Origin of the sequence: Lysobacter sp. TAB13 (assembly GCF_052113885.1) — a bacterium.
Classification (GTDB): domain Bacteria; phylum Pseudomonadota; class Gammaproteobacteria; order Xanthomonadales; family Xanthomonadaceae; genus Lysobacter; species Lysobacter gummosus.
Map to the genome: position 1 here is coordinate 1 of NZ_JBFRDR010000011.1, position 26,077 is coordinate 26,077.

The 26,077-nt window shown below is 66.9% G+C and carries 20 protein-coding genes and 1 pseudogene; 10 read left to right on the forward strand and 11 right to left on the reverse strand.

The genetic code is table 11. The features are described from left to right. Nucleotides 1–767 precede the first annotated feature (767 nt). The 3 genes and pseudogenes from AB4Y92_RS14260 to creD all read right to left on the reverse strand — a co-directional run. Nucleotides 768–1,655: a carbon-nitrogen hydrolase family protein gene (locus tag AB4Y92_RS14260; RefSeq protein ID WP_441820262.1), complete on the reverse strand. Its 888-nt coding sequence runs from the start codon at nucleotides 1,653–1,655 to the stop codon at nucleotides 768–770. After that, nucleotides 1,652–2,260: a GNAT family N-acetyltransferase gene (locus AB4Y92_RS14265; protein WP_441820263.1), complete on the reverse strand. Its 609-nt coding sequence runs from the start codon at nucleotides 2,258–2,260 to the stop codon at nucleotides 1,652–1,654. The genes AB4Y92_RS14260 and AB4Y92_RS14265 overlap by 4 nt, the downstream gene beginning before the upstream one ends. Nucleotides 2,261–2,538: 278 nt before the next feature. After that, nucleotides 2,539–3,903: pseudogene (gene creD, locus AB4Y92_RS14270) on the reverse strand (cell envelope integrity protein CreD); the annotation flags it as partial. Between the two features lie 239 nt (nucleotides 3,904–4,142). Here creD and AB4Y92_RS14275 point away from each other — a divergent pair. Beyond that, nucleotides 4,143–6,014, forward strand: coding sequence for a DUF1266 domain-containing protein (locus tag AB4Y92_RS14275; RefSeq protein ID WP_441820264.1), 1,872 nt, complete (start codon nucleotides 4,143–4,145; stop codon nucleotides 6,012–6,014). 32 nt (nucleotides 6,015–6,046) lie between these two features. Further along, entirely contained in the window at nucleotides 6,047–8,068 is a 2,022-nt protein-coding gene (locus AB4Y92_RS14280) for a DUF4034 domain-containing protein (protein ID WP_441820265.1), read from the forward strand. A 17-nt stretch (nucleotides 8,069–8,085) separates the two neighbouring features. On the opposite strand, the gene creC is transcribed toward AB4Y92_RS14280, so the two are convergent. Both creC and creB read right to left on the reverse strand, forming a co-directional pair. Continuing rightward, nucleotides 8,086–9,528, reverse strand: coding sequence for a two-component system sensor histidine kinase CreC (creC, locus tag AB4Y92_RS14285; RefSeq protein WP_441820266.1), 1,443 nt, complete (start codon nucleotides 9,526–9,528; stop codon nucleotides 8,086–8,088). A gap of 7 nt (nucleotides 9,529–9,535) precedes the next feature. Beyond that, on the reverse strand, nucleotides 9,536–10,207 hold the full coding sequence (creB, locus tag AB4Y92_RS14290) for a two-component system response regulator CreB (protein WP_215056559.1): 672 nt from the start codon (nucleotides 10,205–10,207) through the stop codon (nucleotides 9,536–9,538). Between the two features lie 191 nt (nucleotides 10,208–10,398). Here creB and AB4Y92_RS14295 point away from each other — a divergent pair, with 191 nt between their 5' ends. Further along, nucleotides 10,399–11,259 carry a 23S rRNA (adenine(2030)-N(6))-methyltransferase RlmJ gene (locus AB4Y92_RS14295; protein ID WP_441820267.1) on the forward strand — a complete coding sequence of 287 codons (861 nt, stop codon included), beginning with the start codon at nucleotides 10,399–10,401 and terminating at the stop codon, nucleotides 11,257–11,259. A 61-nt stretch (nucleotides 11,260–11,320) separates the two neighbouring features. On the opposite strand, the gene AB4Y92_RS14300 is transcribed toward AB4Y92_RS14295, so the two are convergent. Both AB4Y92_RS14300 and AB4Y92_RS14305 read right to left on the reverse strand, forming a co-directional pair. After that, nucleotides 11,321–12,760 (reverse strand): XVIPCD domain-containing protein, encoded by a 1,440-nt coding sequence (locus tag AB4Y92_RS14300; protein WP_441820268.1) that lies wholly within the window; start codon nucleotides 12,758–12,760, stop codon nucleotides 11,321–11,323. Next, the gene (locus AB4Y92_RS14305) at nucleotides 12,757–13,386 is read right to left on the reverse strand and encodes a hypothetical protein (RefSeq protein WP_441820269.1); all 630 of its coding nucleotides are present in this window, start codon (nucleotides 13,384–13,386) and stop codon (nucleotides 12,757–12,759) included. The genes AB4Y92_RS14300 and AB4Y92_RS14305 overlap by 4 nt, the downstream gene beginning before the upstream one ends. A gap of 536 nt (nucleotides 13,387–13,922) precedes the next feature. Here AB4Y92_RS14305 and AB4Y92_RS14310 point away from each other — a divergent pair. Beyond that, the gene (locus AB4Y92_RS14310) at nucleotides 13,923–14,117 is read left to right on the forward strand and encodes a hypothetical protein (protein ID WP_441820270.1); all 195 of its coding nucleotides are present in this window, start codon (nucleotides 13,923–13,925) and stop codon (nucleotides 14,115–14,117) included. A 115-nt stretch (nucleotides 14,118–14,232) separates the two neighbouring features. Here AB4Y92_RS14310 and AB4Y92_RS14315 read toward each other — a convergent pair whose 3' ends face one another. From AB4Y92_RS14315 to AB4Y92_RS14325, 3 genes are all read right to left on the reverse strand, one after another. Continuing rightward, nucleotides 14,233–14,712, reverse strand: a complete 480-nt coding sequence (locus tag AB4Y92_RS14315; protein WP_441820271.1) for a GNAT family N-acetyltransferase — start codon at nucleotides 14,710–14,712, stop codon at nucleotides 14,233–14,235. Further along, entirely contained in the window at nucleotides 14,712–15,713 is a 1,002-nt protein-coding gene (locus AB4Y92_RS14320; RefSeq protein ID WP_441820272.1) for a YwqG family protein, read from the reverse strand. The genes AB4Y92_RS14315 and AB4Y92_RS14320 overlap by 1 nt, the downstream gene beginning before the upstream one ends. Nucleotides 15,714–15,852: 139 nt before the next feature. Then, entirely contained in the window at nucleotides 15,853–16,767 is a 915-nt protein-coding gene (locus AB4Y92_RS14325; RefSeq protein ID WP_441820273.1) for a cation diffusion facilitator family transporter, read from the reverse strand. Between the two features lie 965 nt (nucleotides 16,768–17,732). On the opposite strand from AB4Y92_RS14325, the gene AB4Y92_RS14330 reads away from it, so the two are divergent. Further along, nucleotides 17,733–18,329 (forward strand): GNAT family N-acetyltransferase, encoded by a 597-nt coding sequence (locus AB4Y92_RS14330; protein WP_441820274.1) that lies wholly within the window; start codon nucleotides 17,733–17,735, stop codon nucleotides 18,327–18,329. A gap of 160 nt (nucleotides 18,330–18,489) precedes the next feature. On the opposite strand, the gene AB4Y92_RS14335 is transcribed toward AB4Y92_RS14330, so the two are convergent. Beyond that, the gene (locus AB4Y92_RS14335; protein ID WP_441820275.1) at nucleotides 18,490–18,759 is read right to left on the reverse strand and encodes a hypothetical protein; all 270 of its coding nucleotides are present in this window, start codon (nucleotides 18,757–18,759) and stop codon (nucleotides 18,490–18,492) included. A gap of 304 nt (nucleotides 18,760–19,063) precedes the next feature. Between AB4Y92_RS14335 and mfd the strand changes: the two genes are divergently transcribed. The 5 genes from mfd to AB4Y92_RS14360 all read left to right on the forward strand — a co-directional run bounded on the left by mfd (nucleotide 19,064) and on the right by AB4Y92_RS14360 (nucleotide 25,948). Then, entirely contained in the window at nucleotides 19,064–22,519 is a 3,456-nt protein-coding gene (mfd, locus tag AB4Y92_RS14340; RefSeq protein ID WP_441820276.1) for a transcription-repair coupling factor, read from the forward strand. 773 nt (nucleotides 22,520–23,292) lie between these two features. Then, the gene (locus tag AB4Y92_RS14345) at nucleotides 23,293–23,706 is read left to right on the forward strand and encodes a GlcG/HbpS family heme-binding protein (RefSeq protein WP_441820277.1); all 414 of its coding nucleotides are present in this window, start codon (nucleotides 23,293–23,295) and stop codon (nucleotides 23,704–23,706) included. Nucleotides 23,707–23,780: 74 nt separating this feature from the next. After that, nucleotides 23,781–24,293 (forward strand): SixA phosphatase family protein, encoded by a 513-nt coding sequence (locus AB4Y92_RS14350; protein ID WP_441820278.1) that lies wholly within the window; start codon nucleotides 23,781–23,783, stop codon nucleotides 24,291–24,293. Nucleotides 24,294–24,380: 87 nt separating this feature from the next. After that, nucleotides 24,381–24,803 carry a hypothetical protein gene (locus AB4Y92_RS14355; protein ID WP_441820279.1) on the forward strand — a complete coding sequence of 141 codons (423 nt, stop codon included), beginning with the start codon at nucleotides 24,381–24,383 and terminating at the stop codon, nucleotides 24,801–24,803. Nucleotides 24,804–25,087: 284 nt separating this feature from the next. Next, nucleotides 25,088–25,948: a pirin family protein gene (locus tag AB4Y92_RS14360; RefSeq protein ID WP_441820280.1), complete on the forward strand. Its 861-nt coding sequence runs from the start codon at nucleotides 25,088–25,090 to the stop codon at nucleotides 25,946–25,948. Nucleotides 25,949–26,077: the final 129 nt, after the last annotated feature.

Genomic DNA, 26,077 nt, shown 5'->3' on the forward strand with positions numbered 1-26,077 from the left:
AATGTGGCACCTGCCTGCGCAAGCTACGCACTCGTGGCTTTTGACTCGAAACAGCCCAAAGCGTTTTCTTTGGTTACTTTCTTTGTCGCTTTGGACAAAGAAAGTGACCCGCCGCTTTATGGCGGAAGCGTTTAGCGTTTGATCTTGCTCTTGCTTGAGGCTTTTGCGTTTTTGCTCGTCATTCCCGCGAACGCGGGAATCCAGGGCCTTTCGTGCGAGAACGTTTGAAGTCTCTGGATTCCCGCGTTCGCGGGAATGACGGTAGGAGGGAGTGCGCAGGTCTGGTTGTTTCGATCAGGGGCTTTCAGGTTCCTTAGAAGCTTCAAGCTAGATCAAACGCTACAAGAAAGATCAAACGCTAAACGCTTCCGCCATGGAGCGGCGGGTCACTTTCTTTGTCCAAAGCCACAAAGAAAGTAACCAAAGAAAGGGCTTTAGCTGTTTCGAATCAAAAGCCACGAGTGCGATGCCGACGCAGGCAGGTCCCACATTGGGCATCCTGCCCAAGGTGGGACCCGGCGCACGTCCATGTGCGCCGCCCTTCGGGTGTCCATCGGTCTCGCGAGTTACTAGCGGCGCCCGGCAACAGCAAAAACACAGGCGGAAACACAAGCAACAACAGCAACAGCAACAGCAACGGCTATTGCAGCAGCAGCAACCGCAACTGCAACTGCAACTGCAACTGCAGAATCAACAGCGGCAATGGGAGCTAGAGCAAGGTCGAAGTCAGTCCAGAAAGCGTGCCAACGCCACGCACCCCACTCACCTCACCCCTCAAACCCCTCCACCCGCGCCCTCAACATCCCCGGCCGCAACTGCCCCATCCAATCGCGATCGTTAGCCACCTGCGCCCGCCCCCGACTGGCCTCCAACGCCGCAAAATCCAGATCCGCGAACGCCCACCGCTGCCCGCCGCGCGTCTGCGCCAGCACGCCGTCGGCCGGTAAGCCCACGTCCATCGGCGCATAGATCGCCGCCTCGCCGGTGTTGGTGTCCAGGGCCGGACTCCACAAGGCCTCGCCCGCCGTCACCGACTGCGCGATGAAACACCGGTTCTCTAACGCCCGCGCCAGACACCCCACCCGCACCCGCGTCGCGCCGGCCGCGGTGTCGGTGCAACTGGGCGCCAGCAGCAGGCGCGCGCCGGCTTCGCATTGCGCGCGCACCGGCAACGGGAACTCGATGTCGTAGCAGATGGCGATGCCGGCCCGCTGCTCGCCCAGAGCGAAGGTCTTGAGCGCGTCGCCGGCTTCGATCACTCCGGCCTGCTTCTCGAAACCGGTCAGCTGCAACTTGTCCTGCCACAGCCGGCTGCCGTCCGGCGCGAACGCGTAGCTGCGATTGCGATAACGCCCGTGCCCGGGATCGAACAGAAAACTGCCGGCGACCACATGCATCCGCAACTCGCGCGCCAATAGCCCGAACAAGTCCAGCCACGCGCCGTGATAGGCCTGTATCGCCACCAGCGAGGCGTGCAGGTCGCCTTGCGTTCCCGCGCCGAAGGTCGCGCCCAGTTCCAGCGACAGATATTCGGGCAACACCGCCAGCTCGGCGCCGCCGGCGCGCGCCTGGCTCAGCCATTGCGTCTGCTTGTCGGCGAACTCGGCGAAGCTGCGCGGCGCGCCGATCGTGTACTTGGCCACCGCCACTTTCATCGCGCACGCTCCAGCGGCCGCAGCCAGAATCCCAGGGTGTGGTCGCGTTCGCCGCGGCCGACTTCGTTCCACGGCAGCCGCGCTTTCAGCTCGGGCCGATAGGTGTAACCGCGCTTTTTCCAGAAGCTTTCGTTACCGCGATGGAACGCCGGCCGGCGCGGATCGTCGGGTTCGCGCTCGACCGCGCAGAACGTGGTCCAGCGCAATCCGCCCAACGCGCGCGCATGCGCCTCGCGGGCGTCGAAGAAACGGTGACCGACGCCGAGCCCGCGGTATTCGGGCAGCAACACCGATTCTCCGCAATAGAACACGTGATCGACATCGACCAGATGGCCGTCGAAGGCGGCGCGGAACTCGGGAATTTCATCCGCCAGCGGCAACCCGGTGGAGGCGCCGACCACCCGGGTTCCATCGAAGGCCAGCACCGCCACGCTGCGCCACGAATCGCGATAGGTCTGCAGGTATTTGGCCTCGTAGGCGGCGTCGCCGTCGTACAGATACGGCCAGTCGCGAAAGATGGCGATGCGCAGGGCCGCGATCGCGTCCAGGTAGGGCGTGATCTCGGCGCCGGCGAGACTGCGGATCACGGGCATGGGCTTCTTCATGGGGCCATCTTAGACAAGGCGCGGGCCGCCGCCGTGCTGCGCGGCGACTGTCGCATGTGCGGGAACCGTCGATCCGTCGCGGCGCGGATATCTTCCATCGCCGCCGCGCGGCGCGCCATCCGGGCCGGCCCCAGGCGCCGGCCGCGGCGGCGCGAAAACGACGGCGGCGGGCGCTCGCCCGCCGCCGTCGCCGCGCCGGTTCAGACCGCCGCTTCGTCGCTTCGATCGCGCCCACGGGCAGGCATCGCGCGCGGGTTGGCCGGCTCGCGCTTGGGCGCGGCGCCGCCGAGCTGGTACCAATCGACCTTGCGGGTCACCACCATGATCGTCGCCAGGATCAGGAACAACAGGCCGGCGCCGAGCACCAGCGCGTTGTCTTCCGAGATCAGCAGGCCGTACAGCGATCCGTACAAGGTCACCAGCATCGCACCGAAGCCCAGCGCGCGCACCACGCCGCCGAGCACCGCGCTCAGGTAGAACACCAGCAAGCCGATGCAGGCCACGCTCGCGATCAGGTACGACAGGCCGAAGTCGATGTGTTCGCTCAGGCTCACCAGCAGCAGGAAGAAGATCGCCAGCGCCAGACCGACCAGGCCGTACTGGATCGGGTGGATGCGCAGTTGCTTGATCAGCTCGAACATGAAGAAGCCGACAAAGGTCAGCAGCACGAACAGCAAGCCGTACTTGGTCGCGCGATCGGCCTGCGAGTAGACGTTGACCGGGTCTTTCAAGGTGATCTGCACCGCGTTGATTTCGCCGCCCACCGTGCTGTCCGCCGCGTCGTTGCCGACCACCGCCACCGACGGCAGGATCGCGCCGGTCAGGTACTGGCGCTGGGCGTTGGTCGCGACCGAGGACACGCGCCAGTCGGCGCGGAAGCCCTTGTCGCCGATGCTGTCGGAACTGGGCGGGAAGCTGCCGCCGTAGTTCGGATGCGGCCAGCTCGAACGCAGCGAGAAGCGGCTGTCCTTGCCCAGCGGCACCAGCGCCAGCGATTCGGTGCCGCCCAGGACGAAGTCCAGATCGGTCTGCAGGCGCAAGGTCGTGCCCGGCGCCGGCGCGGCCAGCCGCGCGTGGATGCCGCCGCCGTCGCGCGCGCCCAGGCCGTCTTCGATCGCCACGTCCATGCCGTCCAGGCGCAGCTTGGGATCGCGCAGGCCGCGCACGTCGGCGAAGCCGTAGCTCAGCCACGGTTTGCCGATGGTGCGGGTGATGCCCGATACGGTCATGCCGGGCTCGGCGACCGGATTGGCCGGGATGCTCGCGGTGAAATCCGCCTTGGCCTTGCCGGTCCATTCGTACACCAGCACCTTGTACAACCCCAGCGGCCGCACCTTGGGCGCGATATCGCCTTCCACCGCGAGCTTGTTCGGGAAGTAAGTCCAGCGCCCCGGCTCGCGATGGGCGACGCGCTTGATGTTGCCCTTGTCGTCCTTTTCCTCCGAGATCCAGGTGTCCTCGTAGGGCACCACCAGCGCCGGGCCGGAGAAGGCCTGGGCGCCGGCGTAACTGCGCGCGACGGTGGAGACCGCCTGTGCGCGGTACATCTGCCGGTCGCTGATGATCCCGCCGATCATCAACAACGGGATCAATATCGCCAGGGTCATCCCCAGCACCATCAACATTTTCAGCCAAACACGCATGTCCTTGCTCCTGTCCGCGATGTGGACGGCAGGTTGAAGGCGCTGTGCGGAGCGACGATGGCTCATGCGTGCGGCATCGGTGAAGCAAGGGTGAAGCGGGGCGCGAGGACTGACGCGCGGCGCGTTGAACGGTATTCTCGTTGCGTTGTCGAAGCCCGCTCGCGGCATCGCGATCGGCGACGAACCAACGCAGCAAATCCCCCACTCGCCCCCGCTTGTCGCTACGAAACGGACTGTCCATGAACGCCACGCCCGCGGCCGCGCGCGACGTCATCAATGCCGACAAGATCCGCGCCGCCATCGCCCGGCGCAGCCGCGGCCGCCACGACCACGCCGACATCGCGCGCTGGTTGCAGACCCATTTCTTCCGCTGGGCGATCAACAGCTTCGAACACGTCCTGCCGGTGCGCAGCATCGAGGGCTGGCGCACCTGCATCGGCGAGCCGTCGCCGCCGGCGTGGTTCCTGAGCAAACTGGCCGCCGCGGGCGCGCCGATGATTTACATCGACCCCGAACACCATCTGCTGCGCGATCGCGAAGCGCGCATGGTCGAGTTCTTTCACGCCCGCCTGGGCTCGCGCCTGGCGGGCAAATTCCATCGCATCACCTTCGCCGACGCGGAGGCGGCCTGGAGCAAAGACCACGAACGCATGCAGCGCCGCAGTAAGCGCGGATGGTGGCCCAGTCAACCGCATGCCTTGGCCGAAGTGGTCGCCACGCCGCACGGCCGCTTCGTCGAACTGCGCGCCATCGGACAAACGCTGCGCGGGGAATTGGCCTATGAATCGTTCCACATGCAGCACTGCCTGGGCCAGTTCGCCCAGCGCGACCGGCTCGAAGGCGGGTACGGCGAGCACTATGCGCATGGCTGCGAACAAGGCCGGATTCGGTTGTTCAGTCTGCGCGACCCCAATAACGGCCCGCATGTCACCGTCAGCCTGATCGAGGATCTGGGCGAATGGAGCCTGGATCAGGTCAAGGGCAAGCAGAACACGATTCCCGACGCCAAGTACGCAAGCGACGTGCTGTGTCTGCTCAACGCCGTGCGTCCGCGCGACATCGGCAGTCTCGATCTGTCGCGCCTGGGCATCGTCGCGCAGAACGAGGGCGATGAGGTCGCCTACGTCGCGTTCGCCGATCTGCGCGATGCGGCGCGGCGGCATGCCTTGCTCGGCGCGTTCCCGCATCTGCTGGCTCAGCACCCACAACCGGACCCGTTCGCGCAGTGGCTGGCGCTGGCCGGCGGCGCCGCGGTTGTCGGCGAAGTCGCCGCGCCGCACGGGCCGGTGGTGGCGGCGCTGCATGCCATGAACGCGGAGGAGGCTTCGGTGCCGAATCGCGCGCGGTTGTCGGCGACATTGATGGAAGTCTTTCCGCAGTGGCTCGCCCCAGCGCTTGCGCAGGAAACCGTCGCGCCGAAGGGTGGATGGTTGCGACGGCTCTTAATGGGAGGCGGCGCTGCGGCGGCGAACCAGACGACACCGCATCGCCAATGGGCCCTGGCCGTTCCCGAGCTGTTGTTCTATCGCCTCGGCGTGGACGGCGACAGCCGCCGCGGGCGCTTGGCCGCGCCGCAGGGAACCGGCGACCGCTTGCGCGCGCAGATCGAATCCGAACTCGGCATCAGCGATGGCGAGACGGACGCCGCCATCCGGACATTCTGCGAAACCTTCTTTCGCGTTCCCTACCTCGCGCATCCGATGCTGGTGACGGCGCAGCAGGAACCGCACGAAACTGCTTCAAAGGAAGACCCGCAACCCGATGCCGCGCGCGACCTGCTCGCCTGGCACGCCATGCGGCAAAGTCACCTGCTGCGCCTGCTGGTGGCCTGGAACCTGCTGGACGAAACCCGCGGCTGGGCGCTGTTGCTGCTCAACGCGCAACGCGTGCGCGACTGCTTCCTCGATTGGCCCGACTTCGGTTCCGCCGCCGCCCGCGGTCACGCCATCTGGCTGCATTGGAGCGGCCGCGAAGCTCATCGCGCCAAGGCGACGCAGGTCGCCTTGCAGGATTTCCAGGACGAATACGACTGCGCGTGGAAACGCCTGCCCTGGTCGGCGTTCGACCTGGCCCAGGCCATCGCCGCGCACCCCATCTACGCCACCGCATGACGGCGGCCTACTCATCTGCTCAGGAATCGCCCATGGCCGAAATCGCCGCACTGACCGTCAACGAAGCCGTCGCGAAACGCGATTCCATCGATTACGACACCTGGATGCGCGATCAGCGCTGGGACGATCTGGAGCGCGCGCTGACCGCGCTGCGCGAACGGCCCGACGAAACCGGCGAGCGCGATTACGCCACCGGCTACCGGGAATTCATCGCCTACACCCAGCGCAGCGGCCGCGCTGCGCTCGATCAATTGCGCCAGTGGCAGGCGCAGCGGCCCGACAGCCGCTTCACCGCCCTGCTGGAAGTCGCCTATTGGGCCGCATGGTTCGAGCAATACCGCAGTACCTCAACCGTCGATCAGGTGACCCCGGCGATGTGGGCCTGCGCCCGCACCGCGCAGGACACGCTGTTGTGCGCGCTGATCAGGATGCTGGCGCAAGAGCAAACGGCGTGGCCGGCGATCACCAGCGTGCTGTACACCGTGGCCGCCATCGGCGAACCCAAGTGGTGGAAACGCTGGCTGTTGAAAGGCGAAGCGCCGCAATCGCTGCCGTCGCACGGAAAGCCAAGAGACAATATCGGCGATCGCCTGACGCAATCGGGCGCGGCCGAAGCCGGCGCGCAGTACCTGCAGGCCCTGCCCGACCGTCTTGCCGACGTGTTGACCGGCCCGGCGCTGGCTTGGCGGCGCGCACAGCCCAACGACGAATCGGCCGCGCTGCAGTACTGGCTGCGTGTGGCCTTGGCGATGGATCCGCAAGCGCTGGACGCGGCGGTCGCCTACGTGTCCCTACGTATGCCACGCTGGGGCGGCAGTTGGGAGGAAATGCTCGCCTTCGCCGACTCGCCGTTGTGCGCGCACTTCGACGAGCACGATCGCAACATCCTGCGTTTCTTCGCCTGGTTCGATGAGCTGGAAGTCGAGGACAGCGTGATGCTCGACGATCCGCGCGTGCTCAAGCATCACCTGCGCCTGGGCCAGCGTCTGCTGGAACGTCCGTTGCGCGAAAACCTGCGCGGACGCGTGCACAAGTACCTGGCCTATCTGGAAGCGAAAGCCGGCCGGATCGATGCGGCCTGCGCGCACTACGCCCTGAGCGCGCCGCACAACGAGTACCAGGAATGGGAAATCATGCGCGCGGCCACGACCTGGTGCGGCAGCGGCGACAAAGGCCCGTGGCTGGGGCAGATCGCCGAGATCAACCGTCTGGTCACGCCGCACGGCGCCGCGCTCTACGGCCTGCTGTGCCTCAACGGATGGGCCGGCGTCGCGCGGCGGCCGGAGGTCGCCGACGGCTGGTTCGAACGCGCAGTGAAGATGACGCCCGACCTCAGCAACGTGCGCGACTCGCCCTTCAACGCCATGGCCGAGCTCGAGGAAGTCTACGGGCCCGATGCGCTGCTGCCGATGTGGCTCAAGGCCGCCGAACTCGGCGACGCGTCCGCGCAGTTCTGTTGCGGCAATCATTTCGCCGAGGATCGCCCGCGGGCGATCGAGTACTTCCGCCTGGCCGCCGACAACGATCACGAAGTGGCGATGTTCAACGTCGCCTCGCTGTCGCTGATTCCGATCCGCGACGGCGACATCGTCGGGGCGCAGGCGGATACCGAGGCATCGCAGGCCCAGGACTATCTGGATAAGGCTTTGGCCAGAACGGAAGAAGTCCTGCGCAACGACTACACCGAATTCACCGAAGGGCAGCTGGAAACCGTCAAGGACCTGTACGGCACGCTGCTGCACAGCGACTGGCCGCCGCTGTCCGCGCGCCGCCGCGCGCTGCCGCAGGTGTTGAAGTTCGCGCAGGCCGGCCGGATCAACTCGATGATTTCGCTGGCGTGGTGGTACGGCGACAAGACGCTGGCCGGGTATCGCTTTGACGAGGCGGTGCGCTGGGTCGAGGCCGCGCGGCATATCGATCCGGACAACGAGTACGTGGCCCGCGTGCGCGAGTTCGTCGAAGGCGATTCGTTCTGGAGCCGGCTGAAATTCGGCATGGCGCAGCGCAAGGCCAAGCGCCAGGGCTTGCCCGGGCAGGACGATACGGTGTTGTAGCGGCCAGCCGTTGCCGCTCAGCCCGGCACGGACAGACTCGCGCGCGCCCCGCCTTCATCGCGATTGACCAACTCCGCACCGCCGCCGTGCAAGGACGCGACTTCGGCGACGAAGCACAATCCCAAACCGCTGCTGCGACTGCCGCCGGCCGGACGCGGCAGCGAATAGAACCGTTCGAACACGCGCCCGACCGCGTAGTCCGGCACGCCCGGGCCGCGGTCGCTGACTTCGATGCGTTGCGTGTCGCCGTCGCGGCGCAGGCGCAGCACGATCTCGCCGCCGGCCGGGGAAAAATCCGCGGCGTTCTCGATCAGGTTGATCAAGGCTTGCCGCAGCAGGAATGCATCGCCCAGGACCGGAGCCAGATTAGGCTCCAGATCCAGCAACAACTTGGCTCCGGACCGATCCAGGCGCTGCGCGCATTGCTCGGCCGCTTCCTGCGCGATCGCCGCCAGCGCCACCGGCTCGGGTCTGTCCAGGCTCTGCCGATGCTCCACCGCCGCCAGCGCCAACAGTTTGTCGATCATCTGCGCCAGCCGCTCAGCCTGGCCGCGGATGCTGCCGGCGAAGCGCGCGCGATCGGCGTCGGACATGCCGCCTTCGCCGGGCGGCGATTCCAGCAGCTCGGCGCTGCCGCGGATCGCCGCGAGCGGGCTCTTCATTTCGTGGGTCAGCGTGTGCACGTACTGCTCGACGTACTGCTTGCCCTCCAGGCGCGAACGCATGGTTTCCAGCGCGCGCCCGAGTTCGCCGAATTCGCCGGCCGCGCGCGGCGGCGCGGCGCGCCCACCGGCGGTGACCGCGTGCGCGTAACGCCGCAACAGGCCGATCTGACGCGACAGCCACCACGACACGCCCACACCGATCAGCAAGGCCGCGCCCATCAGCACGAAGCCCCAGCGCGTCACAACCGACTGGCTGCGGGCGATGAACGGCGCGATCGCGCGATTGGGCTTGGCCACGCTCAACACGCCGACGATGCGGCCGCTGTCGTCGCGGATCGGCGCGGCCACGTGCATCACCGTGTCGTCCGGATCGCCGCCCTCGCCCGGGCTGGAGCGCGCGCCGTAGCGGCCGCGCAAAGTCAGGTAGACATCGTTCCAGCGCGAATAATCGCTGCCCACGTCCTGGCCGGTGCTGTCGAACACGACGATGCCGCGCGCGTCGGTGACGTAGACGCGATAGCTCGCCGCCGGCTTGCGGAACCCCCAGATCGCCGCGCTGACATCGCGCGAGGCCAACGCGCGCGCGCGCTTGGCGAAGTCGCCGTCGTTGATGCGGCCGGCGAGGAAATCGTCCGAGGCCAGTTCGGCCAGGATGTTTGCGGTATCGACCAGGGTGTCTTCCATCGCCTGGCGCACGCCGGGCTTGACCTCGGCCACGAACACCCGCGCCAGCAAGGTCGCGGCGAGCGCGACGATCAGGAAATACCCCAGGAAGATCCGCAGGCCGATGCGCATGCGCGGCTCAGTCGTGTTCCAGCGAATAGCCCAGGCCGCGATGGGTGCGGATCGGGTCGCTGTCGGCGGCGACTTCGCGCAGCTTGGCGCGCAAGGTCTTGATGTGGGTATCGACGGTGCGGTCGCCGCTGTCGAGCGCGTCGCCCCAGACCCGGTCCATCAGCTGCGCGCGCGACAGCACCGCGCCGGGGCGCTGCAGCAGCGCGGCCAGCAGGCCGTATTCGTAGCGGGTCAGGTCCAGCGCCTGGCCGCGGAAGCGGATGCGCTTGCCTTCGGTGTCGTGGACGAAGCCGGCTTCCGGCTCGGCCGGGGCGCTGCCGGCGCCGGCCCGGCGCAGCACCACGCGCACGCGCGTGGCCAGCTCGCGCGGCGAGAACGGCTTGGTGACGTAGTCGTCGGCGCCGATCTCCAGGCCCAGGATGCGGTCGGCCTCGGCGTTCTGCGCGGTCAGGAAGATCACCGGCAGATCGCGCCCGCGGCGCAATTCGCGGCACAGGGCGAAGCCGCCGATGTCGGGCAGGCCGATATCGAGCACGGCCAGATCGAAGGCGGTGCGCTGGGCCTCGCGTAGCGCCTCGCCGCCGGTCAGGCAGTGCACGGCCTCGAACCCCTCCGCGCGCAGCGCGTAGAGCACGGTGTCGGCGATGGCGGATTCGTCTTCTACCAGGAGGATGCGCATTAGGGCCGGGATTGGGGATTCGGGATCGGGGATTCGCAAAAGCGCGGTGCGCGGCCATTATGGGGGTAGGCTGGGAAATCCCGAATTTCCGCGCCGGCGCCGGCATTGCCCCGAACCGCCCGCATAATGCGCCGCTCGCCTCGCCCCGCTTTGGCGAATCCCGAATCCCCCCATCCCGAATCCCGTCGCCCATGAACTATCGCCACGCCTTCCACGCCGGCAACCACGCCGATGTGCTCAAGCACGTCGCCTTGCTGGCCCTGTGCGACGCGCTGACCGCCAAGCCGGCGCCGCTGTTCGCGCTCGACACCCATGCCGGCCGCGGCCTGTATCCGCTGGACGGCAACTCGGCGCTGCGCACCGGCGAGGCCGAGGGCGGCATCGGCCGCCTGCTGGCCGAAGCGCCCAAGCAGCCGGCGATCGGCCGCTATCTGGCCGCGGTGCGCGCCTGCCGCACCGAACACGGCCCCTCGGCCTATCCGGGCTCGCCCTGGCTGCTGAGCCATGCCCTGCGCGCCGACGACCGCATCGCCGCCTGCGAGCTGCAGCCGGAGGAAGCCGAGCAGCTCAAGCACAACTTCGAACGCGACGCGCGCATCGCCGTGCACCAGCGCGACGGCTACGCGGCGATGAAGGCGCTGCTGCCGCCCAAGTTCGGCGCCACTCGTTACAACCGCGGCCTGGTCCTGATCGATCCGCCGTTCGAAGCGCAACTGGAAGAATTCGACACCGCCCTGGGCGCGCTGCGCGAGGCGCAGGCGCGCTGGCCGCAGGGCAGCTACGTGCTGTGGTATCCGATCAAGCGCCGGCGCGCGCTGCAACCGTTCTACCGCCGCGCCGCGACCTTGCCGGCCAAATCCATCCTCACCGCCGAGTTGCTGGTGCGCGCCGACGATTCGCCGCTGCGCATGAACGGCAGCGGCCTGCTGGTGCTCAACCCACCGTGGCAGTTCGACCGCGTCCTCAGCGAGACCCTGCCGGTGCTGGCGCGCACGCTGGGCGAAACCGCCGACGCCAGCTCCGCCGTCACCTGGCTCAAGCAGGCCGACTGAGGCCGGGCGCCGGGCTGGAACGCAAGCCGCCCGGTTGGGCGGATTGTCTTGCCTCAGCGAATCAATGCGGGTGCGACCTGCCGGGGCCGGCTTGAGACTGCGATTCGGCTTGCTGCCGTGCCTGAGCGCGTTCTTGCGCCTGCTGCCGATTGATCTGCTCGACTTGATCAAGGCTTCGCTGTGCGGGAATTTGCGCCGATACGTCCGCGTCCACATGCGAATAAAACATTGGATCTCTATTCCCGTGCGGGGCATAGACGGCAAACACGTTCGTTTGACCCGTGCCGGTCGGATTTCCGATATAGACCTGGTCCAGTCGCGGGCTCAATGGATCGGCCTTGTGGGCCCGTAGCAGGTCCGCCGCGATGTTGGCGGATTGTTCCTCATTCCAGCGGCCATCGGCGCGTACCGCCGAGCGGATGGTGTCGAAGGCTTGGTAGTCGGGGTGCTGCGGCTGGTCCGCGCGGACAGGTCGATCCGCTGGTCGGCCCACCGATGCGGTGGCCTCGCGCGGCTGATGGGAGGGTTTCGAGTCCGGGCTGGTATGCGTTACCGCTTCCCGCTCATATCGGCCGTGGCTGATGTCAATGTAGCTGAACGAATTGCCCTTGCCGTCGAGATCCAGGCCGACCCGCTCGATCTTGCGCGGGTCGAGTTGCAGCTTGGCCATGTCGAGCTCGATGTCAGGCACGTGCATTGACGTGCCTTTGGCATAGTCGCGATGGGCTTCGTAGATCGTCTCCATGACGCCGCTGCCGTAATAGGCCCGGTAACCGGAGTCGCCATGTTGGCCGAGGCTCGATCCGGAATCTGTATAGCAGTACGCAACGGCCTCCACGGCAGGGCTGTTGAGCTTCTTGCCCGTCAATTGAATCCCGCCTTGCGACAACGCGATGCCTTTCGCGAGCACGCCATTGTCGACGCACGGCGTGGACGGATCGGCGCGGTGTAGAAAGTCCTGCCGATTGAACGACTCGGCGCGACCGCCGGATGTACGGCTCGCTAGCGAGTTCATGCCTACGAGTTCCGCCAGCGCCTCGTTGCGCCGCATGAATTCCATGTAGCGACCGGCGGGCTCGGTCAAGTCGGCCGACAGCTTGTCGCGCGACGCTTCGCGTATCGCTGTCGTGACGTCGTAATCAAAGCGATACGACTCTTCCATCTGGGCTTTGCCCAGCAGGGCGTGCCCGGTTTCGTGTCCCAAGACCACGGCCAAGTTGTCTCGCCGATTGGCCGCGCCGCGCCATTGATCCGAATCGAAGTTGTCGGGGTCGAGATTGATGGTGCCGGTCAGCGCCTCATATCTGCCCGCTTCATGGGGATTGCTCGCAATCGCCAGGTGCTTCAAGGCGCCGCTCTCTATCGCCGCCGACATGACGTTGGCCAGGTACGGCGAGCTGCCGATGGTCGCCTCCAGATCGGCTATAGCCGATGGCGGGAGTCCGTCTTTCTGCGACAGTTCCTCAAGCAGCGGCCGGATTTCCGCACGAACATCGGTCATGCTTCTTCATCGCGAGTGTTTGCATTGATCTCCATTTCGCGAATGCAGGCAGCCTCGTCGGCGGTGCGTTGGATCACCGTTTCCACAACGAACGTAACGCCCTCGGGCGAGATCGGCGATCGAAAGAGCGCGTGTTCACTGCCGTCACGCCGGACCACACCTTCGGTTGCCTTGAATCCGCGCTGCAAGACGTGTGCGCGCAGGGTATCGAGCGGGAACAAGCAAACGGTTGCACCTTCAGCCGCCCGTTGCGAAAGGCTTAGCGTCCACTTGTCGGGATACTCGCGATACAGCGCGTTTGACCACACCGAATAGCTACCGCCGCCGGCCAGCGAACCCGTCGCGCGGTGCGAAGTGTTTTGTTCGGTCAACTGGAGGCCGAGCATCCGCGCGACGTGAGCGGGCTTTGTATCCTCCGGCGTCTTCAGGTTGTCGATGAGCTGCAGCGTCCGAGCGATCCAGTCGCTCACGGCCAGGGTGGGGCCCGCGAGCGGGGCTGGTTGCTGCGTGCGGGATGTTTCTGACGCCGCGCCGTTGGAGGTGGTGGACTCAGCGGCGATGCGGTCGAGCTGGGCTGCAACGGCGTCCGCAGCGGCCTCGCCGCCGGATTGGTTGGTTTGGCTCATTTGGGCGTCCTTATCCGCAGGCGCGACCTGTGCCGGCTTCTGCGCACAGCCGATGAGTGCGAGGCAGACCACAAGGCCGCCTGCACGCGTGATTGAGAAAGGCTGGAGCATAAGCACGGTCCTTTGCATCAGTTCCCGATGGCCGCGCGCCGGTGGCAGCGCACGGCCGCTATGGAGTGTACCGAGGGAGCATTCGACCGGACATCAGACGCGTCTCAATCCAGGCCGCACCAACCCATGCTGAGCCCGGGCGCCGGGCCGCGCGCGGCACCGCGATTTCGCGCTGCACTGCAACGATAAGACCGCCGCGCGCGCGGCGAACGCCATCGCCGATTGCGTTTGCCGGCGATGGCCGCGCCGCCGGCGACTTCGATTCTGGCGCGCGCGGTGTCGTGCACCTTGCTCCGCGCCGCGCTCATTGCGGTGGCGAAACCCTCACCCCGAAGTCACAGTTCCGCGCTCACCGGCTTGCGAGCCGCGCCGGCGCGGGCGTATCACGGCTGCGCCCAATGATGGGCGTGGAGAGGGAATTCGCCATGTTAAGGAAGAAAGTCGCCATTCTTGCCGTATGCGCCTTCGCCTTCGGTATCGGCCTGGCCACCAGCGCGGTCGCCGCCTGCAACAACACGTGCCGGCTGGGTTGCGAACGCGCTCACGACACCTGCACCGGCGCCGGTTGCGAGCTGGCCTATATCCAGTGTTATCGCCGCTGCGGTTGCGTGTTGCCCTGATCCTTTGATCGTCCGCGTCCGGAGGGTCACGGCTCTCCGGACGTTGGCCTGCGCCGAACCGGCCGGCTGCGATGTCCGCTTGCGCCGAATCCAACGCCGCCATCTTCGCCGTCGCTCAGCGCGGCCACGGCACCGGCCGGCGCATTTCCACCAGGTCGTAACCCGGCGCGAAACCGTCTGCCTCTTCGCGGGTGACGACGAAGCCATGGCGGGCGAAGAAATCGCGGCTGAAGGTCGAGGTTTCGATCCGCACCGAGTCGAACGCGGGATCGGCGTCGATCCGTCGCAGGCGCTCGCTCAACAGGCGCTCGCCCAGGCCGCGACGATGCAGATCGCGGCGCACCATGCCCCAGCACAGCACGGCCACGCCGGCATTCGGATCGGGATCGCTGGCCGGATCGGGACGCGCGGCCGCGTAACCACCGCAGGCGACGATGCCCTCGCCTTCCAATTCCAGCACCAGATAATCGGCAATCGCATCGAGCGTGTGTTCGAAATCCGCGCGCTCGATCTGGGCGAAATAGTCCGGCACGTTGCTGGCGAACAAGTTCAGGCAGGCCTCGCGATCGGCCGGGGTGTAAGCGCGCAAATGCATCAATAGCAATCCCAGTGGTACGACACCCGGCTGAAATCGGCGCGGGCCAGATCGTCGGGGTCGATGAAGAAATTCGCGATGCCCGAATCGCCCCACATCATCTCGTCGTCGCTGTCGAGCTGCAGCAGCAGCACGCGCCGGTCCGAGGCTTCGCGCGGGTCTTGCTGGGTGAAATCGGGATAACCGCCGAGCTTGCTGCCGGTGCGTTCCAGATAGTCGGCGACGGCGTCGTGCAGGTCTTCATCGGACGTGCGGTCGTCCGGGTGTTGCGCGGCGTGGCGTTCGATCACGCTGTCCACGTCGCTGCCGAGCGTTTTCTTCAAACCGGCGTCGTTGAGGCCGATGGCTTCGTGATCGGCGCGAAAAATCATGCGCCGCGGCTTAGCTGGATCGAACGGCAGCGAGTCCTTGCCGGCCAGCGCCGGCGGCGGCGCGATCGCGGGTGCGGAGGCGTCGGGCCAATACACCACGCGAAAACCCTTCTGCTGCGCCAGCGCCTGCATGCGGTCGCTGCCGTGGGCGTCGTCGAGGTTGGCGCCGTAGAAATCGTCGCCGGAGATGAAGAACTGCAGCAGGCCGCTCTGCGGATAGTCGGCGCGCTTCGGCGGCTGGCTCAGATCGATCTGCGCCAGCAGGAACATCGGCTGGCCCTTGGCATCGCGCGGGTAGTCGCGGCCGGCGGCCCAATAGGCGCGGCCACCGACCTTGCTGAGGTGGACGTCGTCGCTCTTGAGCGCTACCAGGGCGATATGCGCGACGGGGCGTTCGCTGCGCTGCAGAGCGTCGGCGACCGGCGCCAGGATCGCCTTGGCCTTGGCGTTTTCGTCGTGCGCCGAACAGTTCGCGGCCGGCGTGCGTTGGCCCTTGGGCTCGGGCAACTTGACCTCGACCTTGTACGGCTGTTCGAGTTTGCGCATCAGCGCATAGCCCGCGCCGCCGAGCACGGCCGCGGCCGCCGCCACCAGCGCCACCGACACCATCACCGCCTTGCCCGTCTTCATCGTCCGTCGTCCCCACCGATCGCATCGATCGCGTCCTGGGCGGATTATGGACAAGAAAAAGCCGGGACGGCCAACGCCGCCCCGGCTTCGTGTATTGGCGATGGCGGTTCGGCGCAGCGGCGCACGCCGCGCGCGCGGCTCAGTCGCCGAGCTTGCTGTCGGGCTCGAAGAAGCTCCAGCGCACTTCCGGGAAGGCCTGCTTCATCGCCCGTTCGACCGTGTTGATCTGCTCGACCAGCGAGCTCACGCTGGCCTCTTCGCGCATCTGCGCCTGCACCGAGACCATGACCTCGTTGCCCAGCTGCAGCGTGATCACGCTGATGATCTTGGCGATCTCCGGACGGCCATCGAGGAACTCGCGAATCTGCTGCTGGCGCAGCGGGTCCACGCTCTGGCCGATCAGCATCGCCTTGACTTCGATGGCGACGAACACCGCCACGATGATCAGCAGCGCGCCGATGCTGACCGTGCCGATGGCGTCCCAGATCGGGTTGCCGGTGACCACCGTCATCATCACCGCGGCCAGCGCCAGCACCAGGCCCAGCAGCGCGGCCAGGTCTTCGCCGAAGATCACCACCAGCTCGGCCTGACGGCTCTCGCGGAACCACTGCCACAGCGAGCGATTGCCGCGCGCCTTGGCCACTTCCTGCAGGCAGGCGCGCATCGAGATGGCCTCGGCGACGATGCCGAACACCAGCACGCCGGCCGCCCACCACCACTGCTTGAGCGGTTCGGGATGCTGCAGTTTGTGGATGCCTTCGTACAGCGAGAACATGCCGCCGACGGTGAACAGCATCACCGCGACCAGGAACGACCAGAAGTAGATGGCCTTGCCGTAGCCCAGCGGATAGTCCGGCGAAGGCGGACGCTTGGATTGTTTCAGGCCGAGGATCAGCAGGCCCTGGTTGCCGCAGTCGGCCAGCGAGTGCACGGTTTCGGCCAGCATCGCGCTGGAACCGGTGAAGAACGCGGCCACGCCCTTGGCCACCGCGATCGCGAAATTAGCGCCAAGTGCGAACAAAATCGCGCGGGTCGAATCGCCACCACCTGCCATGACTGAACTGCTCCTTCGGGTCGAGCGGCGCAGTTTAGCATTGCCGATGCTGGCGGTTGGTCAGGCGCGAAGCCTGTGTCCAGGGCCGATGCCGCGACGTGGGTTGCGATCGGAATCGGGACGTCGCCGTGCCGGTCGTGTTGCGGCCGGTGCCGATGAAGCAGTCGCGTGGCGCGTAGTCCGGCGGCGTGTGGATGGCTTCGAGTTTCGCGCGCCCGGACGAAACTTCGTTGGCGTGCGCCGGGTTGAGCGGCTTGGTCTGGCGATTCTTTTCGCCGATGTCGTGCAGCGCTCTACTGCTGCTTCAGGCCGACTGCGTATTGCCGGCGTTGCCGCGGCTTGAACGATTGACGGAAGAAATCCAAGTTATCGACCGACGGGAACGATTCGCTGCAGCTCGCATGCGGTGGCCACTCGCTGCCGGCATCGACGATCAGGCCGGCCGCGATGACGGTTCGCGACCTCCTCGCCTGCGGCCTGGCCGCGACTTGGTCGGCGCAGCGTCCGCCCCAACCGATTCGATCTGCCCGCACACCTCAGACCGGGGTCGGATCCTTGGCGCGCCTGCGGCGCCGGTTGCGACTGGCTGGACCCGCCGTTCCCCGACAACCCACCCGGCCCGGCCGTCAGCGGCACCCGCCGCCTCGCGCCGCCGGCCCGGCCCGGCCCGGTCCAGCCCGGGCCCGGCCCCGGGCAGAAACCTGCCGGCTGAAGCCCAGTGCAGACAGGCACTGGCGTTGTGGCTGACCGGGGGGCATTGTCAAGCCGTGTTCACACAGCCATCATGCGATCCATTCTCATTTTGACCGCCGACTGCGTCATAGAAAGCGCAACACCGGCCCCGCAGGGCCCACCCTTCACCTTGCGGGACGGGATTCAGGCTGTTCAGCGCCGCCGGTCGGACCGGCGATCGCCCATCACGAAGATGAAGGGCCAAATTCGTCACAATGTGCCACTATCCAATCATGGCCACGCGTGAACGCTTACCGCCCTGGCATGAACGCCAGCGCCTCCCGAACGGTCGTGAGGTACTGATCCGTCCGGTCAGACCCGAAGACGCCGAGCCCCTGCGGGCTGGGTTCGCCCTGCTCCAGCCCGACGAGGTCCGACAGCGCTTTCTGTATGCGCTCAAGGAACTCACGCCGGAGATGGCCGAGCGCTTCACCCGCATCGACCCGCGTACCGAATTCGCCCTGGTCGCCGCCGAACCCCTGCCTCCGGGCGAGGCCCTGGTCGGCGCGGTCGCCCGCGTCGCCCTCGACGAGCGCACCAACAACGCCGAATTCGCGATCCTGGTCAGCCGCTACATCGCCAACATGGGCCTGGGCCGTTACCTGATGACCCGGCTGGTGAAGTGGGCGCGCGGCAAGAAGGTCCACCGGCTGTACGGCGATGTGTTCGAACACAACACGCCGATGCTGTCGCTGGCGCAATCGCTGGGGTTCGAACGCGAGTTCCAGCAGGACGCGCCGGGCCTGATCCGGGTGTCGCTGGATCTGCGCAGCAAGACCGCGCGCGCGGCCGGCGGCGACGATCCGGCCGCGGCCAAGAGCGAAAGCTGATTGCCTGAATTCATCCGATCGGCGGCGCCTCGCTGCCGGTCGCGATGCATGGGGCGCGAGCGCCGCGCCCTGATCGTTGCGAACGCAGCTAAGACATCGACGCGGTGAAGCTGCGACGAGGCACTCGCTTCGCCGCAACCCCGCTCATCGCCGTCGTCGCTTACGGCGGCGCCGCGCAATCCATGTACGAATAAGTCTTCTGACTGGTGCGGATGCCCCACGGCAGCGGCATCGGCGCACCGGGCGCGCACACGCCCTGCACATCGCCGCCGACCGCCTCGCCTTCCAGCCAGAAGGTGGTGATCAGCAGCTTGCCGTTGGGAATCACCGGCCCGGCCGAGCCGGTCGAGGCGAACATCGTCAACGCCAGCAGCGACACGGCGAAGGCGCCGCGACGCACGCGCGCATCGCGCAGAACCTTTCTCATCATGATGGGTTTCTCCTGGAAGATGCCGCGCAGCCGCGCGGCGGTTGATTCGGCGCCTGGCGCCTCCATTGAAAGAGGCGGCGACAGGGCCTTGTGCGATCGCGCCGGACTTTGCAGTTGCAGGCTTTCCATAGCGTGCGATCCCCGGCATCCCTGCGAAGCTTCCCCGCGGACCATTGCGGACCGCCCATGCCCGGTATAGCGCGTAAGGTTCCCCACTTCCGCGACCGCATGCGCAAAGCGCGCAAACCCTGCGCGACGTATCCCTTTACACTAGCCGCCCCCTATGCCACCTACGAAAGAATCCGTGTCCCTGCTGCCCAAAACCGGCCAGCAGCGCGCCTGGTGGCGCGCGCCGGCCTCGCCTTCCGCGCTCGCCTGGGCCATCGCCCGCGCCGCCGGCGAATACGACGGCCCGCTGTTGGCGGTCGCGCGCGACAATCAGGGCGCGCATCAACTCGAATCGGATCTGCGCACCTTGCTCGGCCCGGCCGGCGCGCTCGACGGCGCGCTGCCGGTGCTGCCGTTCCCGGATTGGGAAACCCTGCCCTACGATCTTTTCAGTCCGCATCCGGACATCGTCTCGCAGCGCCTGTCGGCATTGCACCGGTTGCCCTCGCTCAAGCGCGGCATCGTGGTGGTGCCGGTGCAGACGCTGCTGCAACGCGTCGCGCCGCTGCGCCATGTGGTCGGCGGCAGTTTCGATGTGCATGTGGGTCAACTTCTTGACCTGGACAGCGAAAAGCGCCGGCTGGAATCGGCCGGTTACCGGCACGTGCCGCAAGTGCTCGACCCGGGCGATTTCGCCGTGCGCGGCGGCTTGCTCGATGTCTACCCGATGGGCGCGGATTCGCCGTTCCGGGTTGAGCTGCTCGACGATGAAATCGAAACCATCCGCGCCTTCGATCCCGAATCGCAGCGCTCGCTCGACAAGATCCAGGGCGTGCATCTGCTGCCGGGTCGCGAAGTGCCGCTCGACGACGCCTCGCTCAAGCGCGCGCTGGACGCGCTGCGCGAGCGCTTCGATCTCGATACCCGGCGCAGCGCGCTGTATCAGGATCTCAAGGCCGGGCTGGCGCCGTCGGGCATCGAGTACTACCTGCCGCTGTTCTTCGAACACACCGCGACCTTGTTCGACTACCTGGGCGACAAAGTCCTGCCGGTGATCGCCGACGGCGCGATGGAAGCGGCCGATCAGTTCTGGACCCACACCGGCGAGCGCTACGAGCAACGCCGCCACGATCTGGAACGGCCGCTGTTGCCGCCCGACGCGTTGTACCTGACTCCGGTCGGCCTGCGCGAAAAACTCAACGACGCGCCGCGCATCGAGTTGTGCGGCGAGCAACACGCGCAACGCGGCAAAGCGGTCGCGCTGGGCGATCAACCCGCGCCGACCTTGCCGGTGGCCGCGCGCGACGCCGCGCCGGCGCAGGCGCTGAAGTCGTTCCTGGGCAGCTATCCCGGCCGCGTGCTGATCGCCGCCGACACCGCCGGCCGCCGCGAGGCGTTGCTGGAAGTGCTGCAGGCCGCGGCGCTGACGCCGAACGTGGTCGCCGACTGGACCGCGTTCCGCGACGGCGACAGCCGCTTCGCGATCGCGGTCGCGCCGCTGGACGACGGTTTCGCTCTGACCGAGCCCGCGCTCGCGGTGCTGACCGAGCGCCAGCTGTTTCCCGAACGCGCCTCGCAACCGCGCCGGCGCAAGCGCGTGGGCCGCGAGCCCGAAGCGATCATCCGCGACCTGGGCGAGTTGTCCGAGGGCGCGCCGATCGTGCACGAGGATCACGGCGTCGGCCGTTATCGCGGCCTGATCGTGCTCGAAGCCGGCGGCCAGCCCGGCGAATACCTGGAAATCGAATACGCCAAGGGCGACCGGCTGTACGTGCCGGTCGCGCAGTTGCATCTGATCAGCCGCTACTCCGGCGCGTCGGTTGAAACCGCACCGCTGCATTCGCTGGGCGGCGAGCAATGGACCAAGGCCAAGCGCAAAGCCGCGGAAAAAGTTCGCGACGTAGCCGCCGAACTGCTGGAAATCCAGGCCAAGCGCCAGGCCCGCGCCGGTTTGGCGCTGGACGTGGACCGCTCGATGTACGAGCCGTTCGCGGCCGGATTCCCGTTCGAGGAAACGCCCGATCAGCATGCCTCGATCGAAGCGGTGATCCGCGACCTGGGCAGCAGCCAGCCGATGGACCGCGTGGTCTGCGGCGACGTCGGCTTCGGCAAGACCGAAGTCGCGGTGCGCGCGGCCTTCGTCGCCGCCACCGCCGGCAAGCAGGTCGCCGTGCTGGTGCCGACCACCTTGCTGGCCGAGCAGCACTACCGCAATTTCCGCGACCGCTTCGCCGACTGGCCGCTCAAGGTCGAAGTGCTGTCGCGCTTCAAGAGCACGAAGGAAATCAAGGCCGAGCTGGAAAAGCTGACCGAAGGCAAGATCGATGTCGTGGTCGGCACCCATCGCCTGCTGCAGGGCGATGTGCGTTTCAAGGATCTGGGTCTGGTCATCGTCGATGAAGAACAGCGCTTCGGCGTGCGCCAGAAGGAAGCGCTGAAGGCGCTGCGCGCCAACGTGCACCTGCTGACCCTGACCGCCACGCCGATCCCGCGCACGCTCAACATGGCCATGGCCGGTTTGCGCGATCTGAGCATCATCGCCACCCCGCCGGCGCATCGCCTGGCGGTGCAGACCTTCGTCGTGCCCTGGGACGACATGCAACTGCGCGAAGCGTTCCAGCGCGAGTTGTCGCGCGGCGGTCAGGTTTACTTCCTGCACAACGATGTCGAGAGCATCGGCCGCATGAAGCGACAGTTGGAGGAACTGGTGCCCGAAGCGCGCATCGGCGTCGCCCACGGCCAGATGGCCGAGCGCGAGCTTGAAAGCGTGATGCTCGACTTCCACAAGCAGCGCTTCAACGTGCTGCTGTGCACGACCATCATCGAATCGGGCATCGACATCCCGAACGCCAACACCATCATCATGAATCGCGCGGACAAGTTCGGCCTGGCGCAGTTGCATCAGCTGCGCGGCCGGGTCGGGCGTTCGCACCATCGCGCTTATGCGTACCTGGTGGTGCCGGACAAGCGCTCGATCACTGCCGACGCGCAAAAGCGCCTGGAAGCGATCGCATCGATGGACGAACTCGGCGCCGGTTTCACCCTGGCCACGCACGATCTGGAAATCCGCGGCGCCGGCGAGTTGCTGGGCGAGGATCAGAGCGGACAGATGGCCGAGGTCGGCTTCAGCCTCTATACCGAGTTGCTGGAACGCGCGGTGCGTTCGATCCGCCAGGGCAAACTGCCCGACGTGGATTCCACCGAGTCGCGCGGCGCCGAGGTCGAACTGCATATTCCGGCGCTGATTCCCGACGACTACCTGCCCGACGTGCATACGCGCCTGACCTTGTACAAGCGCATCAGCGGCGCGCGCAGCGTCGATGAGCTGCGCGAATTCCAGGTCGAGATGATCGACCGCTTCGGCCTGTTGCCGGATGCGGCGAAGCATCTGTTCGCGGTGGCGGAGCTGAAGCTCGCCGCGACCGAGCTGGGTATTCGCAAGCTGGATCTGGGCGAAAAGGGCGGGCGTCTGCAATTCGTCGAACGGCCGAACGTGGACCCGATGTCGATCATCAAGATGATCCAGGGCCAACCGAAGCTTTATCAGATGGATGGGCCGGACAAGTTGAAGATCAAGCTGGATTTGCCCGATGCGGTGGCGCGATTGGCGGCGGCGAAGGGGTTGTTGACGTTGCTCGATACCAAGCACTGAGCGCGGACTATTGCCCCCTTTAAAAAAGGGGGCGGCGCCTGACGCCGGCCGCGATGCCTGGTTGAGCGGTCGCGCGGGGGATTTGCTTTTGCTTGCTCGCGGCGACTGGGCCGAAAAGCAAATCCCCCCTAGCCCCCCTTTTTCAAAGGGGGGAACGGATTCGTTGGGGCTGGGGCGATACGAATACCGAGCGCGAATCATTGCCCCCTTTGAAAAAGGGGGCGGCGCCTGACGTCGGCCGCGATGTCTGGTTGATCGGTCGCGCGGGGGATTTGCTTTTGCTTGTTCGCGGTGGCTGGGCGGAAAAAGCAAATCCCCCCTAGCCCCCCCTTTTTCAAAGGGGGAACTGGTTCGCTGGGGCTGGTGCGATACGAATACCGAGCGCGGAACATTGCCCCCTTTGAAAAAGGGGGCGGCGCCTGGCGCCGGCCGCGATGTCTGGTTGAGCGGTCGCGCGGGGGATTTGCTTTTTGCTTGTTCGCGGTGACCGGGCGGAAAAAGCAAATCCCCCCTAGCCCCCTTTTTCAAAGGGGGGAACTGATTCGCTGGGCGTTTGGAGGTGCGCGCCTTGAGTGAGGAGCAGCGCTTCTCGGGCGGCGTTCGCAGCGTCGGTTCCCCTGACATTCCACACTCACACCTCCACCGCATTCGCCCTACCATCGACGCCTCCTCATCCCGCCGAGCCGCTCATGCCGTCCAGTCACGCACGCTCCTCCGCTCTCGCGTGGCTGACGCCGCTGCTCCTCGGCATCGCCTTTACCGCAACGGCCACCATGAAAATCGAACTCACGCAACGCACCGTGCTCAATCTCGCCGCGGTCAAGCAGATCGCCCAGGCCGCCGAGGACAAGGCGCGCGCGCAAGGACTGAGCGTGTCGATCGCGATCGTCGACGACGCCGGCCGGCTCATGCACTTCCAGCGCATGGACGGCACGCCCAATTCCAGCGTCGAGGTCGCCATCGGCAAGGCCGTGCACGCGGTGAACTATCGCCGCGACACCGCCTTCCACCAGAAGCTGCTCAGCGAGGGCAACAACGTCGTGCTCGGGCTGCCGGGGATCACGCCGATCGAAGGCGGCGTGCGCTTGTTGCACGGCGATCAGGTGATCGGCGGCATCGGCGTGTCCGGGGCGCAGGCCGCGCAGGACGGCGAAATCGCCCAGGCCGGCGCGGATTTGCTGAAATAAGCCGCGCCGGCGAACCGGCCGCAGTAAGCTCAGGCCGTCGCCTCAGCGAACAAATCCGTTCACAGGACTCCACCATGCATCCGATCCCGCGTCTGGCCGCCATCGCTTTGTGCGTTTCGCTCGCCGCCTGCGCCAGTGCGCAGCCAGCGCCGAGTGCGAGTTACGTGGTGGTGCGCCACGCCGAAAAGGCCAGCGACGATCCGCGCGATCCGAATCTCACCGACGCCGGCCGCGCCCGCGCGCAGCGCCTCGCGACTTGGCTTAAGAACGAGCCGCTGCGCGCGGTCTACGCCACCGCTTACCGGCGCACGCAGCAGACCGGCGAACCGGCGGCGCTTGCGCACGGCCTGAGCACGACGACTTACGACGCCAAGCAGCCGGCCGAGGAATTCGCAGCGCAAGTGCGTCGCGATCATCCGCAGGGCACCACCCTTATCGTCGGCCACAGCAACACCGCGCCGCTGATCGCCGCGGCGCTGTGCGGCTGCACGGTGGAGCCGATGCCGGAAACCGAGTTCGACCGGCGCATGCGCATCGATATCGACGCCAGCGGCCGCGCGCAACTCACTCAGACGCGCGATCGGTGACCGGGGGCGCGTTACGCCGCGGTTTTGCGTCTGGACGCGCACGCGCCGATCGCCCAGCATGCGAACATGCCCGAATGGAGCCGTCCGATGAAGCTGCTGATCGTCCTGCCGCTGCTGTCGTGTGTCCTCGCCCTGACCGCATGCGCGCATGCCGGCCCCGCGGGCTCTTCCGCCGCGACCGGCGGTTCCTCCGGCGGAGCGTCTGAGACCGTGCGCGCCGGCCAGTCGGTGTCGCTGCAGCCCGGCCACAGCGTGGTCCTGTCCGATCGCTCGCAACTGCGCTTCGTCGCGGTGACCTCCGACTCGCGCTGCAAGCCCAACGTGCAATGCATCTGGGCCGGCGAGGCGGTGCTGGAATTCCAGTGGACCGGCGCCGACGGCCAGAGCAGCGCGCTGTCGTTCAACAGCGGCAACGCCCCCAGCAAGAGCGCCGGCGCCTGGACGTTCGAACTGCAATCGCTGGATTTCGCCGATCCGCCGACCGCCAAGCTGCTGGTCAACGCGAAGTAAGCGCGCCGCTGCGCGACGGCGCGATCGCGTCGTCGTCGCTGTGAGTTAACGAACAGCGGCATAAGCGGCCGCACGCACAACGAAAGCGCGAGCGCGCAAACCCACCCGCACCGCGCCGGTCCCCACTACGGCCCCCGCACCGCCCGCTCATCGCCCCCCGCCGATCGAGTCCACACCGCCGCCGCTCAAGCGCGCCCGCTGCAACACCGAGTTGCAGGACCGATAACCCGATTGCAGAAAAGTCGTGCCAATCTGCCGGCATCAGCCCTGCAGGAGTGCCCGCCATGACCACGATCATCGCCCCGCGCGTTCACGACCTCGGCGGATTTCAGGTCCGCCGCGCCGTGCCCAGCATTCAGGCCCGCTCGGTCGGGCCGTTCGTGTTCGTCGATCACATGGGACCGGCGGTGTTCGCGCCCGGCCAGGGCATCGACGTGCGCCCGCATCCGCATATCGGCCTGGCCACCGTGACGTTTCTGTGGGCCGGCTCGATCGGCCACCGCGACACCCTCGGCAGCGTCCAGGACATCAACCCGGGCGACGTGAACTGGATGACCGCCGGCCGCGGCATCGCCCATTCCGAGCGCACGCCGCAGAAGCCGCGCGCCGACGGCCAGGCGCTGCACGGCATGCAGACCTGGGTCGCGCTGCCGCGCTCGTTCGAGGAAACCGCGCCGGCCTTCCATCACCACCCCGCCGCGACCCTGCCGCAGCAACGCCGCGACGGCGCCTGGCTGCGCATCGTCGCCGGCCGCGGTTTCGGCGAGGAATCGCCGGTGCGCGTATTCGCCGACACGCTGTATGTGGCGATCGACCTGGACCCGGACGCCGAGCTGGATATCGAAGACAGCCACGCCGAGCGCGCGCTGTATCTGCTCGAAGGCGAGGCCCAGCTCGACGGCGCCGACCTGCCCGAACGGCATCTGGTCGTGCTCGATCCGGGCACCCGCCCGCGGCTGCGCGCCAAGACCGCGCTGAAGGCCATGCTGCTGGGCGGCGAACCCCTCGACGGCCCGCGTCACCTGTGGTGGAACTTCGTCTCAAGCTCGCGCGAGCGGATCGAACAGGCCAAGCAGGACTGGGCCGAAGGCCGTTTCGGGCAGATCCAGGGCGAGCACGAATACATTCCGCTACCTGAACGCTGACTTTTCCGAATCTGGCGTTTGTCAATCCCCGCGAACTGGACTAAGGTCACATCTGATAAGGCTCGCAACACCGCTTAACCATACATCCGGTTGCAGGGGGAAGTGTCGTGAAGTCATGGGGAAAGAGCC